General features: G+C 46.0%; 18 protein-coding genes and 1 tRNA gene. 15 read left to right on the top strand and 4 right to left on the bottom strand.

Annotated features, from left to right (window positions below):
* Nucleotides 1–11: 11 nt before the first annotated feature.
* From AC3RCL_RS20940 to AC3RCL_RS20900, 9 genes are all read left to right on the top strand, one after another.
* Complete coding sequence (locus AC3RCL_RS20940; protein ID WP_492531721.1) at nt 12–551, top strand: GNAT family N-acetyltransferase; 540 nt, start codon at nt 12–14, stop codon at nt 549–551.
* 64 nt (nt 552–615) lie between these two features.
* Nucleotides 616–1,401, top strand: a complete 786-nt coding sequence (locus AC3RCL_RS20935; RefSeq protein WP_015734287.1) for an ABC transporter ATP-binding protein — start codon at nt 616–618, stop codon at nt 1,399–1,401.
* A 1-nt stretch (nt 1,402) separates the two neighbouring features.
* Nucleotides 1,403–3,034: a hypothetical protein gene (locus tag AC3RCL_RS20930; RefSeq protein WP_492531719.1), complete on the top strand. Its 1,632-nt coding sequence runs from the start codon at nt 1,403–1,405 to the stop codon at nt 3,032–3,034.
* A gap of 782 nt (nt 3,035–3,816) precedes the next feature.
* Complete coding sequence (locus AC3RCL_RS20925; protein ID WP_492531717.1) at nt 3,817–4,494, top strand: hypothetical protein; 678 nt, start codon at nt 3,817–3,819, stop codon at nt 4,492–4,494.
* Nucleotides 4,436–4,978 carry an accessory gene regulator ArgB-like protein gene (locus AC3RCL_RS20920; RefSeq protein WP_051425425.1) on the top strand — a complete coding sequence of 181 codons (543 nt, stop codon included), beginning with the start codon at nt 4,436–4,438 and terminating at the stop codon, nt 4,976–4,978. The genes AC3RCL_RS20925 and AC3RCL_RS20920 overlap by 59 nt, the downstream gene beginning before the upstream one ends.
* A complete protein-coding gene (locus AC3RCL_RS20915; protein WP_009589655.1) occupies nt 4,962–5,102 on the top strand; it encodes a cyclic lactone autoinducer peptide in 141 nt (46 codons plus the stop codon). Before AC3RCL_RS20920 ends, AC3RCL_RS20915 begins: the two co-directional genes overlap by 17 nt.
* 285 nt (nt 5,103–5,387) lie before the next feature.
* Nucleotides 5,388–5,594, top strand: a complete 207-nt coding sequence (locus AC3RCL_RS20910) for a hypothetical protein (protein ID WP_492531714.1) — start codon at nt 5,388–5,390, stop codon at nt 5,592–5,594.
* Entirely contained in the window at nt 5,584–5,847 is a 264-nt protein-coding gene (locus AC3RCL_RS20905; protein WP_492531712.1) for a hypothetical protein, read from the top strand. Before AC3RCL_RS20910 ends, AC3RCL_RS20905 begins: the two co-directional genes overlap by 11 nt.
* Before the next feature lie 19 nt (nt 5,848–5,866).
* Entirely contained in the window at nt 5,867–6,280 is a 414-nt protein-coding gene (locus tag AC3RCL_RS20900) for a hypothetical protein (protein WP_492531710.1), read from the top strand.
* Between the two features lie 158 nt (nt 6,281–6,438).
* Here AC3RCL_RS20900 and AC3RCL_RS20895 read toward each other — a convergent pair whose 3' ends face one another.
* Nucleotides 6,439–6,540, bottom strand: coding sequence for a YjcZ family sporulation protein (locus AC3RCL_RS20895; protein ID WP_096773114.1), 102 nt, complete (start codon nt 6,538–6,540; stop codon nt 6,439–6,441).
* Nucleotides 6,541–7,076: 536 nt separating this feature from the next.
* Between AC3RCL_RS20895 and AC3RCL_RS20890 the strand changes: the two genes are divergently transcribed.
* The 3 genes from AC3RCL_RS20890 (at nt 7,077) to AC3RCL_RS20880 (ending at nt 8,859) form a co-directional block, all read left to right on the top strand.
* A complete protein-coding gene (locus AC3RCL_RS20890; RefSeq protein WP_192569185.1) occupies nt 7,077–7,184 on the top strand; it encodes a sporulation protein YjcZ in 108 nt (35 codons plus the stop codon).
* Nucleotides 7,185–8,097: 913 nt separating this feature from the next.
* Nucleotides 8,098–8,394 (top strand): hypothetical protein, encoded by a 297-nt coding sequence (locus AC3RCL_RS20885; protein WP_452519971.1) that lies wholly within the window; start codon nt 8,098–8,100, stop codon nt 8,392–8,394.
* 264 nt (nt 8,395–8,658) lie between these two features.
* Nucleotides 8,659–8,859 (top strand): YolD-like family protein, encoded by a 201-nt coding sequence (locus tag AC3RCL_RS20880; RefSeq protein WP_492531707.1) that lies wholly within the window; start codon nt 8,659–8,661, stop codon nt 8,857–8,859.
* Nucleotides 8,860–9,111: 252 nt separating this feature from the next.
* Here AC3RCL_RS20880 and AC3RCL_RS20875 read toward each other — a convergent pair.
* A tRNA-Val gene (locus AC3RCL_RS20875) sits at nt 9,112–9,184 on the bottom strand.
* A 135-nt stretch (nt 9,185–9,319) separates the two neighbouring features.
* Between AC3RCL_RS20875 and AC3RCL_RS20870 the strand changes: the two genes are divergently transcribed.
* Together AC3RCL_RS20870 and AC3RCL_RS20865 are read left to right on the top strand one after the other, a co-directional pair.
* Nucleotides 9,320–9,583, top strand: coding sequence for a hypothetical protein (locus tag AC3RCL_RS20870; RefSeq protein WP_096773116.1), 264 nt, complete (start codon nt 9,320–9,322; stop codon nt 9,581–9,583).
* 354 nt (nt 9,584–9,937) lie between these two features.
* On the top strand, nt 9,938–10,381 hold the full coding sequence (locus AC3RCL_RS20865) for a GNAT family N-acetyltransferase (RefSeq protein WP_015734297.1): 444 nt from the start codon (nt 9,938–9,940) through the stop codon (nt 10,379–10,381).
* A gap of 96 nt (nt 10,382–10,477) precedes the next feature.
* Here the strand turns inward: AC3RCL_RS20865 and AC3RCL_RS20860 are convergent, their stop codons facing one another.
* Together AC3RCL_RS20860 and AC3RCL_RS20855 are read right to left on the bottom strand one after the other, a co-directional pair.
* The gene (locus tag AC3RCL_RS20860) at nt 10,478–10,708 is read right to left on the bottom strand and encodes a DUF3892 domain-containing protein (RefSeq protein WP_015734298.1); all 231 of its coding nucleotides are present in this window, start codon (nt 10,706–10,708) and stop codon (nt 10,478–10,480) included.
* A 66-nt stretch (nt 10,709–10,774) separates the two neighbouring features.
* A complete protein-coding gene (locus AC3RCL_RS20855) occupies nt 10,775–11,512 on the bottom strand; it encodes an MBL fold metallo-hydrolase (protein ID WP_192569183.1) in 738 nt (245 codons plus the stop codon).
* Nucleotides 11,513–11,763: 251 nt separating this feature from the next.
* Here AC3RCL_RS20855 and AC3RCL_RS20850 point away from each other — a divergent pair, with 251 nt between their 5' ends.
* Complete coding sequence (locus tag AC3RCL_RS20850) at nt 11,764–12,318, top strand: copper amine oxidase (protein ID WP_015734300.1); 555 nt, start codon at nt 11,764–11,766, stop codon at nt 12,316–12,318.
* Nucleotides 12,319–12,394 lie beyond the last annotated feature (76 nt).

Raw genomic sequence — 12,394 nt, 5'->3', positions numbered from 1 at the left:
GGCTTATAGCAATGCTGTTTGATTCCGCTAGATTGTCTTGTCGAAAAATGACCATGGATGACGCGGAGCTGTATCATACCTGGCGCAATGACCTAGAAGTGATGCAATCCACCAGTCCTAGCTTGGATACTTACCAAATGGACGAGACCAGGGACTTCGTTCAGCATGTGATCCTCGGCACTCCGTCCTCGAAGAGCTATCTGATCCAGGCGAAGGAAACAGGCCAACGTATCGGCATCATGTCGTTGGTCGGCATCGATTTCAAGAATCGCAATGCGGAGTGCATCATCGACATCGGCGATAAGAATTATTGGGGCAGGGGATACGGCTCGGAAGCGATGAAGCTGCTGCTGGATTATGCCTTTTTGGAGCTGAATCTGCACCGGGTAAGCCTGCGGGTGTTCTCCTTTAACCATAAAGCGATCAAGATGTACGAAAAAATCGGCTTCGTCCACGAAGGCAGCTCCAGACAGAGCTTGTACCGGAACGGTGCCTGGCATGACATTGTGCACATGGGGCTTTTGCAGAGCGAGTATACCGCCAACGGTTGATTTTCCCGCACTTCCATAATAAGGTAGGTATGAGATGACAAAAGAGGGAATGGGAGAATCAATCATGTCCGAAAATGAAGTGTTATCGATTGAAGACCTGCGCATGAAATATGATAACCGTTATGTATTGAACGGGATCGATCTGAAGGTCAACCGCGGCGAGATGATAGGATATATCGGTCCGAACGGGGCGGGAAAGAGCACGACGGTTAAAATTATGCTTGGGCTGGTTGAAGGGTATACGGGAACGGTCCGCATATTCGGCCAGGATATTTCCGACGGGAATATCGATTATAAACGGAGAATCGGGTATGTGCCCGAGGTGGCGGAATTATACGATCAGTTAACGGCCGCGGAATATCTGACTTTTATCGGCGAATTGTACGGACTTACATACGATGCTGCGGATTATAAGGCAAAACATTTGATGGACTGCTTTGACATGCAAAAGGCTTACCATGCTCGGATCGCCACGTTTTCAAAAGGAATGCGGCAAAAGGTGCTGCTGATCTCGAGTCTCCTGCATGACCCGGATCTCTTGTTCCTTGATGAGCCCTTAAGCGGGCTGGATGCAAACAGCGTGATGGTGGTCAAGGAGGTACTGGCGCAGTTGTCGGCACAGGGCAAGACGATTTTTTATTCCTCGCATATCATGGACGTCGTCGAGAAAATCAGCAGCCGGATCGTTCTGCTCGCAGACAGCCGGGTGGTGGCGGACGGAACGTTTAAAGAGCTGCAGCAGCATTCCCATGAAGGGTCGCTGGAAGAGGTGTTCAATCAGCTGACGGGCTTCAATGACCATGCCAGCATCGCAGAGCGGTTCGTATCGATCGTTCGGGAGGGAAGCTGATATGGCGGGCCCGGAAGTTTCATTTCGAATGCTGAAGCTGCTGGATCGGTTTCAAGGGGTTATCTCGAGACTGGGCGTCGACTATGAAACGCTGCGGCGGATCCTGCATGTCAAGCTGCTGATGGACTCGAGGCGGGCACCCGTCATATTATCTTCAAACAGCCGGAAGGCTGAAGAGCAGGACAAAAACCTGTTTGTCAGTTCCCTCTGGTTGTATGGCTTAATCGGGCTTGTCCTGACGCCGTTTGTGTTCTGGAGCGATCCGGAATATCTGATGCCGATGAGCATCTTGTCCGCCATCCTCATGTTCCTGATCATGACCTCCATGATTTCGGATTTCTCATCCGTGCTTTTGGATGTGCGCGACCGCAGCATTCTGATGACGAAACCGATCGACGGCCGCACGGTCGGCGTGGCCAGATCGATTCATGCCGGTATTTATTTGCTGCTGCTGACCGGAGCGCTATCGGCCGCTTCACTTGCCGTGGGGCTGTTTAAGCATGGCGTGCTGTTCTTCCTGATCTGCATCCTTGAGCTTATTCTCATGAATATGCTCATACTGGTGAGCACCTCCATGATTTATCTGGTGCTGCTGAAATATTGGGACGGAGAGAAACTGAAGGATCTGATCAATTATGTACAGATTGGGCTTTCCGCTACGCTGGCCATCGGCTATCAGTTCGTGATCCGTTCATTTGATTTGATTGATTTCAATTTGGTATTTACGCCGGCCTGGTGGCAGGTCCTGCTTCCGCCCGTATGGTTTGCGGCCCCATTTGAATGGATGTTCGGCGAGGGGAGCGGGTGGCTGATTGTCCTATCCTTACTGGCCGTGTTCGTTCCGGTTCTGCTCATGGTGGCGTACCTTCGTTATATTCCATCCTTCGAGCAGTATCTGGAAAAGCTGGCGCACAGCGAAGCGGGAAAAGGGCGGGAGCGCGGTCGGTTTGACAGGTTTTTGGCCAAAATCGTATGCCGGTCCCTCACGGAACAGGCATGTTTCCGGTTATCTGCCAGCATGTTGAAGAACGAGAGAGAATTCAAGCTGAAGGTGTATCCTACGCTCGGGTTGTCCGTTCTGCTGCCCTACTTGTTCTTTTTCTCCACGATCCGTAATTCCTCCCTGGCGGAAATCGGCAGGGGATCGTCGTACTATGTGCTGCACGTCATGCTTATCATGATTGTAACCGTCGTGATGATGTTGAAATTCTCCGGCAAACCCAAGGCCTTCTGGCTGTTTGGGGCGGCCCCGCTGCCAAGCATGAGTCCCTTATATCAAGGAGCTTTAAAGGCCTTTGCCATAAAAATGTTCCTGCCGTTGTTCACTGTGAATGCGATCGTATTCCTGATCATATTCGGTATTCGGATCCTACCGGACGTTCTCATCATTCTTCTTACCGGCTTGGTGTTGATTCCTGTGTCGGCCAAGACGATGCTTCGCCATCCGCCGTTCTCCCAAGCGTTTAATATGGCTCAGCAAAAAGACGGCTGGTGGGTGCTGGTGTTCATTATCGTTGTCGGCGGGTTATGCGGCTTGCACTATTTTAGTAGCACGGTTACCTACGGTATATCGGCCTATATCGTCGTGCTGCTGGCTGCCAATGGTTTGGCTTGGACCAGACTGTATAAGTGACTGCTTTACTCATACACAAAAACATTCCGGCTAACAAGGCGCATCCCTTTGAAAGGTTGGGGACGAGAACGGAATAAAAGGGGAGGGGCATCCGGCGGATGCCTCTTCTTGGAATGCAGATTAGTTGATCCCTAACTTAATATCTAATTGTGTAAGGTTTATGTCAGAATAAAATAAATTCTGTCGTTCCTTAATGGTTGAACAGGAACGTAGGTTCGTATATAATAGAGTTATATCTAGTTATCTCCTTTTATAAACTCTACACTTCATAGATCCATGATGGATTCCCCCACATATGTATTTAATTACCTGTTGTTATGCCTACATGGCCTTATATAATCGACTTAGATGATGATGTCAGGATGTTACGCATCGTGCGACACGAGTTTATTCTGGCTTAGTCATGTTCATAAGGTCGTGGATTCTTGATCATTGATGCTCGTTTTTTGTTTTGCGGATTGAACGTTGCAGTGGTTTGCTTCGTCTTGGCGTTATAAGTTCCGGGCCGTTGTGCTTGGTAATTGTATACCAGCCGGAGCTATTGACGCCGTTCGATGTTATTGCATTTTTCATCAGAGCCTCCAGACATATAAGAAATGGCAGGCGCCATCGGAATTGACCTCAAGAACATGCATCATTCAGGGACGACTCGATAGAATCTGAAGGCTGAAGATATACGTTTCTTAGAGACGTTATAACCATTCAGCTCAGCCAGGATGAATCGGGAAGTGGCGTTGTACACATTAAACCATTTCTTTACGGTGTAGGGAGGAAATCTTTGAATGGAAGCTATTTGGTTTATGGTGTTTTCGACTTTTGAAACACTGGCGATTTATTCACTGATCATGACATTGCTTAGATTTAAAACAACGGAGTACATATGGCAAGCCCTGCTGGTTATGATCCTTGCCAATCTACAGAGTTACATCATGCGGAATGAACTCTCGCTCGATTTTCTTGCCCCGCTTATTACGGTAATGATCTTTGTGTTCTTGTTCTCGGCCATCATTAAAATTCCAGTCATTTGGTCGGCGATTTGCACCATTATAGGCTACATGTTCTACGCGTTGATTCAAACCGCCTATTTGACTACGGTGTTCGGATCGATCAATGCCATTCAGACCGATCCTGCCAAAGGTTACATCCTTCAAGTTCTGTCAGGAGCGACGGGACTGCTGATATCCTGGTTGATGTACAGGTTCGGTATCGGGTTTAAGTACGACCTGGAGAAGCTGCGCATTAAATTTGAACATATTCTGTTGATCGCTTTAATTATCGTAGTGCTGATATTAATTGCCATTCTGTTTTACCTCAACCGCCTGTGGCTGCATCTTCTCTTCTTTGGAATCACATTTGGAATCTTCTTGTATTATGCCATCAATACAGAGGAGCGGGAGTCTTATGATCATAGAAGGGCTGTCAGAGCGGATAGCGGAGAGGATCAAACGTCAGGTTCCTGATCATCCGTCCTCCGTTCCTGTTTTGAAGCACGCGCTCGCCATTCTATTCAACGTGATGTTCATTGTCGTATTCACGCTGCTGATTTCGATCTTCTCGGGTAACGTGAGAGAGGCGGTCATAGCCTTGACGGGCTTCGCAATACTGAGGCAATTCTCGGGAGGGTATCACCTTAAGACGGGGGCCGGCTGTATTGCGTTCACGACAGCACTGTTTACCTTGGTGACTTTCGTTGATATGGGGATTGCAGCTGTGCTCGTTATGAATGCGCTTAGTCTGTTGCTGGTTATGCTGTTTGCTCCCAGCCGAATCGAGAGACAATCCCGGATACCGAGCAAGCATTACTCTAAGCTCCGCTTGATTAGCTGCTTCATCGTGATGTTCAATTTTGTCCTTCAGTCCCCAACATTGGCTGTCATATTTTTAATCCAGGCTATTAGTTTATTACGCTGGAAAGGAGGACAAGCTCATGTTATGGATCCATAAGATTCGTCATCGTTTTTTTTCGTTCATCGCATCTGCACTGACGTTGGTGGCCGTATTTGTCGTTAATACTGCAAGTCCCGTATTTGTGTATAGCGGAGAGACGCCGGAAGAACTTTTGAAATAAATCTTGATCCAATTGATACGGGGACTGGGGTACACCAAATTTGTGGTAAGTTCATGGTTGTTGAATGAGATATGGGTCGTAGTAGCCGGTGCCGGTTGGCGCCGGTTTTTATTATGACTTAGGAAGCTACAGCTGAGTCCTTAACGGTCGGTTCCATCGATGCTCCAATGATTGCGAGTTTGTTAGTAATGGATGCCAAGCCGATTAGGGTAAAATTAACATTGATAAAAGAACGAGTGTTCGCATATAATACAAACAAATGTTCTTATCAGAGGTGAGTGCATCATGTTTGAGAAATACCTGGAGCAAATCGTAGAAATCATATACGAAGACCGTAAGGGCAACATTACCCAGCGCAAAATACAGATACACAGCATTAAGGATCAGCGGATTCGGGCAACGTGCCTGGAGACGGGAAAGCCCCGGGTATTCAATGAAAACAACATCCTGTCCTGGAGGCCCCAGAAAGGAAGAGGTTCGCATGCTTCCTGATCTGGAACGAAAACTGCTCCGAATTTTGATCAACTATCCGGCGCATCGCAGCCGTGTCCCGACCTTACGGTTACTTAAGTACCTAACGGGACGTAAACCGAACGAAATTATGGAGGGCATAGCTTCATTGGAGGAACAAGGCTATATTATGTTTAAGAACAAGCGGGAATTGCAGAGCCTGATTGTGCTGAAAGAAGAGGCACAGCCCATTCAAAGAGTGGAAAGAGCTGCGGATTACTGGACGACACATTGAGTCGGCAGGAGGTATAGAGATGCCTGTGCTTAGAGATTGCACGGATGAGGGGACACGAGCCGAATTTCATTTTATATCTCGTATCCCTGGAAAGTACGAAGGATGCCAAATCAACTTTAAATTTTATGATTCCAACCGATTCATCTATGATTTGAATTTCGGTTGGACGAATCTAACGATTCGTAATTATATTACAGTAACTACGGAATTTCCGTTGGACACACTGAATGGATTCAAATTAGATGGATTATATATGTCATTCGAAAAACATCTCTATCAATTAAGCTGGAGAAGAAGCCAATCAGAAGGTATTTATGAGTTGGGCTTTTTTGGGGCTGATCAAGATTTCACGCTTACGGATGATATAGACTCTGTCAGAAAGTTTGGTTCTCAATTTAAGTTGGAATGGGATCAAGCACCGATATTCGATTGATTTTTTTGCGTCTTAGGTAAGGACAAAAGACGGGGACTTGGCCCTCTTTAGTTTCCCCCATCGTCCCCCGAGACTCGCTGAATGGTTTTTTTTTATGAAATGGGCTGTCCCGCAGCCATTTCATGGCTTTTTGGAACAGCTTCTGTTTTCATTATTTTTTAGATCCAAAAACCTGCTGCCAAAATGATAACGAGAAGAATGTACAGAACCAAGACAAAAGCAGCACTACGGCCATAGCCATACCCGGCATCAGCGCTCATGGTTATTCCTCCTTTGTTTAGAGTCATATTATTAATATGTGGTCACTTATGTATAAGCTTGGGTAATTAACTAAGTGTTTAGCCTAATTTTCAAGCCTATCTCGATTGCTGCTTGGGTGAAGTTTTTAACGTGAGGGAGTTGTTGCAGCCCCTATGTATTTTTGGATGATGTACATATGAAAATGATTAGCAAAGTGGCATTTCTGTGAATATACATGAGAGTGTAGCCCGCCAACTACAACTCAGGTTTCCTTCTTTAAAAAAAAGAAGCTGTCCCGCAGTCATTTTTATGGCTTTTGTGACAGCTTCCTCTTTTTGTACGGCGTCATATGCTCCATTTTCCGTCCCCATTGACGGGAAGGAGAAAAAACTCGGGTAACACACAACCCGTGATATCCATGTGGTCAGCGCCGCATCGGTAAAAAGAACCTCGCTGGCTTAGGCTGGCGTTTTTTTTTGTTAATAAGAATATTGGCCCTAGCATTGCTTGAGTTTTTGAATACTTTGTATCGAGATCGTTGAAAGGAGGAGTCCTCATGGGTGAAGTTGGTTACGAAGGTGGATACGGCGGTAAAAACTCAGTCGGAGCAGTTCTTGTTCTCTTTATCTTGTTGGTCATCATTTTAGGTTCTTTTTGGGTATAATACTCCCCCGGATGACAAAGCCCCTACGTGATTTGAACAGTTGTATTTATGTGAGAGGATCCCTACCGGCTTAGGCTATCGGGGGTCCTTTTTCTTTGTCTTCTATCGGTTATACTGCGATGCTCGATCAGATGCCAATCGTTGTGTTCATTGCGGATGAGCTCATTGGCAGCGGGAAGATAGATTATTGATAAATACTTACAAAAAGCTGAACAAATACATTTAGATCTTGATCATCATCAGGAAGTACTTATGGGTAAATATTATGAAATGCAAGATAGAGAATTCTTTAAGTCTAGAAAATAAAGTCCGTAAACACCGGACTCCGTAGCATTCCGGATCTCGTCCAGTTCCGCCTTCTCACATGTGCTCTAATCCGCAGATCAACGTAGACGAAATTGCGGTCCTCTCCGATACTAACGACTTTATAACGTTATAAAACGCCTTTTTATGCGTAGGATTTGCGCCTAGCTCGATAATACGGGCTGGGCGCATTTTTGCGTTATCAAGTGCAGTACGGCCGCCAGCCATCGAACAACGCCATTCTGCTGCGAAAAAATCAAGCGGTTGCCATCGATTTTAGGTTCAAATATGAAGCGCGAGTCTGAGAATGGAGCGGGCGCTGTTGCGAGTAACATCGGTTCAATAAACATAGAAACACCTCTTTACCTGAATTATAGCGCTTGGCTATGTAATAAAGAGGCGAGAAGTAATGGTAGGATTAATGTCATGTCATCTATTCTAAAAATAGCCCGGACAAATGCGAACAATTGACAAAGATAAATCTGGAATGAAAAATACATAATTATACCATTTAATGGTTCTAACATACTATATACTCCAATGATATCCAGATGATACAATTGATATGGGTTATGTAAATTAACTTTTATAAATATCTGGAGGTGTTAGCGTGGTTAGAATGGGGAAAAAATTTGTAATATTCTTTTCGATCATTGCTGCTTTTATGACTGTAGCAGCGCCAGTATCTGCAAGTCCTATCTCACAGACAGAATCTGAGATAACGCCTCAATATTGTAACCCATGTAAAGTAAAAGCGGGTTATATGTACCCAAAAAGTCAGTACAGCAGAGACTATTTCACGCCATTACATTACATTACAGTTGATGGAGTGGAGTACTTTTTTTGGTACATAGATGATGATAAATCTACAGCAACACATTGGTATACTGTTTGGAAAGAAGAATAACGAAAAATCCTTGGGGTTTAAATAACCTCAAGGTTTTTTTGTATACATAATAAGGCTGGGATGTAACGAAATTGCGTAAATGTTTTAACATCACGTTTCGGTTAAGATCGGAGGACACTATAAATGACAACGACACGTAAAAAGCTTGAAGGTAACGGTCTTTGGGATATAGCCGGATGATGCTTCCGGAACATAAAGAAACGATCATCCGCCGGCAGCTGGAAGAGGGTAGGAAGAACTAAACCGGTTCTTGATCCGCAGGAAATGGAATTGATTGAGCAGGCGCTCGCAGAGTCATTTCATACGCACCGTACAATCAAATTGCGTTTGTTCGATGAATATGAGGACCAGGAACTGACCGGCACGGTATCCGTAATTCACACCTACCGACGTGAAATCAAGCTGGCTACCGGAATAGGCGAATGGGAATGGATAAAGATTAATGACATAGTTTCGGCAAATTGAAAATACTCGGCAAATGTAATCCCGTTGGCGTAGACTGAGGGGGTTCTTTTTATCTTTCTTTATATAAAGAAGGCGTTACCCTTGAACAAATGATTATAATAGTAGAAATGAGGTCAAATAAGACCAAAAAGCGGGCTTAAAAGTAGTGTCTAACTGACTCTGTCCCCCAATTCGTCCCCAAAAAGTGAAATTCAGATAGACAACCATTAGAAGAAAAGAGAAAAACCCTTGCTGCGCAAGGGCTCCTCGTGATGATCTGTAGTGGGCTCGAACCACTGACCCCTACCCTGTCAAGATAGTGCTCTCCCAGCTGAGCTAACAGATCATGAAATATTTAAAAAGGTAATTCATATATTACCAGCAGACAAGGCGGCTGTCAATGGTTTTCTCGTTATAAAATACCACGTTCCGGTTCAGACTAAATACAACATGATTTTGCCAATGAAGGAGCGTGAATGGCATGACAGGTGGGAAATCCCATCGTATCAAGCGAGTAGGACTGGTGTTCTCGTTATTGGCGGTATCTATTGCGGGCGGCGGCTGCAGTGTCCCGGAAAGAACATCGGTGCAATTGGAGCCGCTGCATGCCCCTGCAGCGCCCGTGATGCTGGATGTGTACGGGCGCTCTGTTGATCAGGACGTATATTCCAAGCAGGGAAGCGGGGCGCTGGAGCCGGTATCCCCGATGGATGCGGCGGACACGTTAAGGGATCTCCATCCATAAAGAGCTCCAGGAACGGCATTATGCTTAACGCGGGCCAACCATCATGATGATCTCTGATCGAACCGTGAGCAGAACAAACCGCCGGCTGGCAGGCTGGCGGCTTGTTGTAAGACGGCCGATGCTATTCCTCATCCCATTTGCGGGAATAACCTTTTTTGATCGTCCAGAAAGTGGGATAGATGATCAGGGCAGCAATGACCACAGCCCAAAATATCGTGGCTCCCATGCTCATAAAGGCAATGCTCCTTTCGTGAAGACCTTAGCTTCTACTACTATACAGGAAAACGAATATTTTGTATAATATCTCGACCTGCGATATCACGAGGAAATGATTCTACATAAAGAGGTGTTGAAATGGCAGCAGAAATCATCAATGTATCAACGGAAGAGCAGTTGCAGCAGGCGCTGGATATCCGAAAGGATGTGTTTGTCCTAGAACAGAAGGTGCCGATCGATTTGGAGATCGATGATTACGACCGCCTGGAATCGGATGCACACCATGTCTTGATCAAGTCGGAGGGGCAGTACGCCGCAACCGGGCGTATTACCTATTACAATAAGGATTCCGCCAAAATGCAGCGGATCGCGGTGCGGAAGCCGTTCCGTTCCAAAGGGATTGGCCGTGTGCTGATGATGGCGCTGGAAGCGCAGGCTCGCGAACTAAAGCTGCAATATTCCGTGCTCGATGCACAGGTGCAGGCAGAGGCTTTTTACCGCAAGCTCGGGTATGAGACGATTTCGGACGAGCCGTTTGATGATGCAGGCATTCCCCATGTTCGCATGAAAAAGGAATTGTAGGCCTCTAACCAAACCAAATAAGATGCCGGTCATTCCGCATCGTCCCCAAAAAAAGAAAAGACCTCGAGCATCGCCTCGAGGTCTTTTGCGCATGAATTAGAACGTCGGCAAATTGTCCAGGTTGTTGCTTGGATCGCCATCCGCATTGGAACGAAGATGTTCGTCTCCATCACGTCCACGGAATACGTTCAGGTTCTTGATTTCCTTATTCTTGGCCATCTGTTGGGCCGTCTTGTAGTCCACGACGCTGCCGTTATCCAGCTTTAGTTCGATGATGTCGCCATCACCATTTTTACGTACGCCTACTACTTCTTGTTGTTGATCCATATGAATCGCCTCCCGGCCTTATTATTCCCGGGAACCCTCGTAAACTATGCATTGACGCATATTGAACTACAATTCGTATACCCGCTGCTGCTCCACGAATTCCATGTTTCCGGTCTTGCCGATGAAAGCTTCGACCTCATCGCTGTAATGCATCAGATAGGTGCGCTCCTGAATTTCTTGAGGCAGGCTGAGCAGTTCATCGAGTGTCGTGTGCACCTCCCCCGGGCCCTGCAGCTGGCATTCATGCAGAATCACTTCGCAATCCCGTTCATTTACCAATTGCTTCAGGAGGATGGGGTCGAATACCATGTCCGCGCTGTAAAAAATCCGATCGTTCAAATAAAGCGAATAGCTGTCTTTGCCCGGAATATGCTGCGTATGAATCAGCTCCACCGAGATTCCGGATGAAATAGCGGCCTTCACGCCCGGTTTCAAAGGATGCACGTCAAATACATCCTGTAGGGAAGAGATATGTCCCTGCTGGTATAAGCCGCCCTTGAGTGTATGTTCCCATATCGGTTCCACCAGCGCTTCAGCAATATAGAGCGGGAGTTTGCGATTGTATTTCATCTTCATAATAAACGCAAGCTCCTCCAAACCGCCAACATGGTCGGCATGAATATGCGTGATGAGCACGGCGTCCACATCGTTAAAAGTCTTGTTCATCTGATGCAGCGCCAACGGAGCGGTGATTCCGCAGTCGATGAGCAGCGTGAAATTTCCGTCATGTATCAGTGCGTTATTGTTATAGTAGTTCTTGGCAAACGCACTGCCGGTGCCAAGCATTTGCAATGTCAGTGTCAATGGATGAAACCTCCTGATGAAATGATGTATAGTCCAAGTATGCTTATGTGTATTTTAACGAATTTCTTATGTATTTACACGGAGTATATGCTCGAAACGGAGCCGTAATGCTGCAAAAATCGTGATAAGATCAAGCCTTGAACCACGAGAAAAAAATTTTACCACAAAGTGCAAAATTGTCCGCAACTTGTTTTTTGACATGTAGTATACACATATAACAACAAGAAGAGCCAATGGAGGGAACGTATGAAATGAAGTGGAAAAAAGTGATGGCATGTATGCTAGTGCTCTCTTTAATGGGTGGCAGCACCCTTTTGTTTGCGGATTCCGTCAATGAGCGTGTTCGGGTTTGGCTGAACGGACGCGAATTGAAGGATGGCGGATATTTGATTGATGGCAAAACCTATGTGCCGGTCCGGGAATTTGACGGGGCTGTGGACTGGAATTCGGCGAATGGACAAGTCCAGGTCGTCAAGCCGAATGTGCATATTTTTCTCTTTAAAGGAGATACTGTATTCGGCAACGTAAACAAAGGCAAACTGAAATTCAATGTATTTAGCCAGGTAGACAGCTTAAACAACAATATTCATGCCGTGAAAGTAGCGATTGAGGATCCTTCGGGCAATATCAAGGACATCCAGTCCCAGGAAGTGAAGGACCGCAAGGATAACTTCTGGTTCCGAACCTATGATTTCACATACGATTTCAAAACGGCCGGAAAATACTCGGTAGGCTTTTATGTAAAAGTCAAATCGGATGACGGGTTTGTGAAAGTTGCGGAGAAAGTGATTACCGCCCTAAATTGATGGGTCCATCGCCGCTTGGCAAAAATTGACCTGAAGAAGCTATCCGTGATACGATACGAAAGTATGATAATTTAAC

Source organism: Paenibacillus sp. MT86 (assembly GCF_058792535.1).
Note: the sequence above shows the minus strand (reverse complement) of the source record. Positions and strands in the feature narration are given on the sequence as shown.

Excerpts from the sequence above, each read along its gene's own strand:
- AC3RCL_RS20940 (WP_492531721.1), top strand. The coding sequence starts at position 12 with ATGCTGTTTGATTCCGCTAGATTGTCTTGTCGAAAAATGACCATGGAT.
- AC3RCL_RS20935 (WP_015734287.1), top strand. The coding sequence starts at position 616 with ATGTCCGAAAATGAAGTGTTATCGATTGAAGACCTGCGCATGAAATAT.
- AC3RCL_RS20930 (WP_492531719.1), top strand. The coding sequence starts at position 1,403 with ATGGCGGGCCCGGAAGTTTCATTTCGAATGCTGAAGCTGCTGGATCGG.
- AC3RCL_RS20925 (WP_492531717.1), top strand. The coding sequence starts at position 3,817 with ATGGAAGCTATTTGGTTTATGGTGTTTTCGACTTTTGAAACACTGGCG.
- AC3RCL_RS20920 (WP_051425425.1), top strand. The coding sequence starts at position 4,436 with ATGATCATAGAAGGGCTGTCAGAGCGGATAGCGGAGAGGATCAAACGT.
- AC3RCL_RS20915 (WP_009589655.1), top strand. The coding sequence starts at position 4,962 with ATGTTATGGATCCATAAGATTCGTCATCGTTTTTTTTCGTTCATCGCA.
- AC3RCL_RS20910 (WP_492531714.1), top strand. The coding sequence starts at position 5,388 with ATGTTTGAGAAATACCTGGAGCAAATCGTAGAAATCATATACGAAGAC.
- AC3RCL_RS20905 (WP_492531712.1), top strand. The coding sequence starts at position 5,584 with ATGCTTCCTGATCTGGAACGAAAACTGCTCCGAATTTTGATCAACTAT.
- AC3RCL_RS20900 (WP_492531710.1), top strand. The coding sequence starts at position 5,867 with ATGCCTGTGCTTAGAGATTGCACGGATGAGGGGACACGAGCCGAATTT.
- AC3RCL_RS20895 (WP_096773114.1), bottom strand. The coding sequence starts at position 6,540 with ATGAGCGCTGATGCCGGGTATGGCTATGGCCGTAGTGCTGCTTTTGTC.
- AC3RCL_RS20890 (WP_192569185.1), top strand. The coding sequence starts at position 7,077 with ATGGGTGAAGTTGGTTACGAAGGTGGATACGGCGGTAAAAACTCAGTC.
- AC3RCL_RS20880 (WP_492531707.1), top strand. The coding sequence starts at position 8,659 with ATGGAATTGATTGAGCAGGCGCTCGCAGAGTCATTTCATACGCACCGT.
- AC3RCL_RS20870 (WP_096773116.1), top strand. The coding sequence starts at position 9,320 with ATGACAGGTGGGAAATCCCATCGTATCAAGCGAGTAGGACTGGTGTTC.
- AC3RCL_RS20865 (WP_015734297.1), top strand. The coding sequence starts at position 9,938 with ATGGCAGCAGAAATCATCAATGTATCAACGGAAGAGCAGTTGCAGCAG.
- AC3RCL_RS20860 (WP_015734298.1), bottom strand. The coding sequence starts at position 10,708 with ATGGATCAACAACAAGAAGTAGTAGGCGTACGTAAAAATGGTGATGGC.
- AC3RCL_RS20850 (WP_015734300.1), top strand. The coding sequence starts at position 11,764 with ATGAAGTGGAAAAAAGTGATGGCATGTATGCTAGTGCTCTCTTTAATG.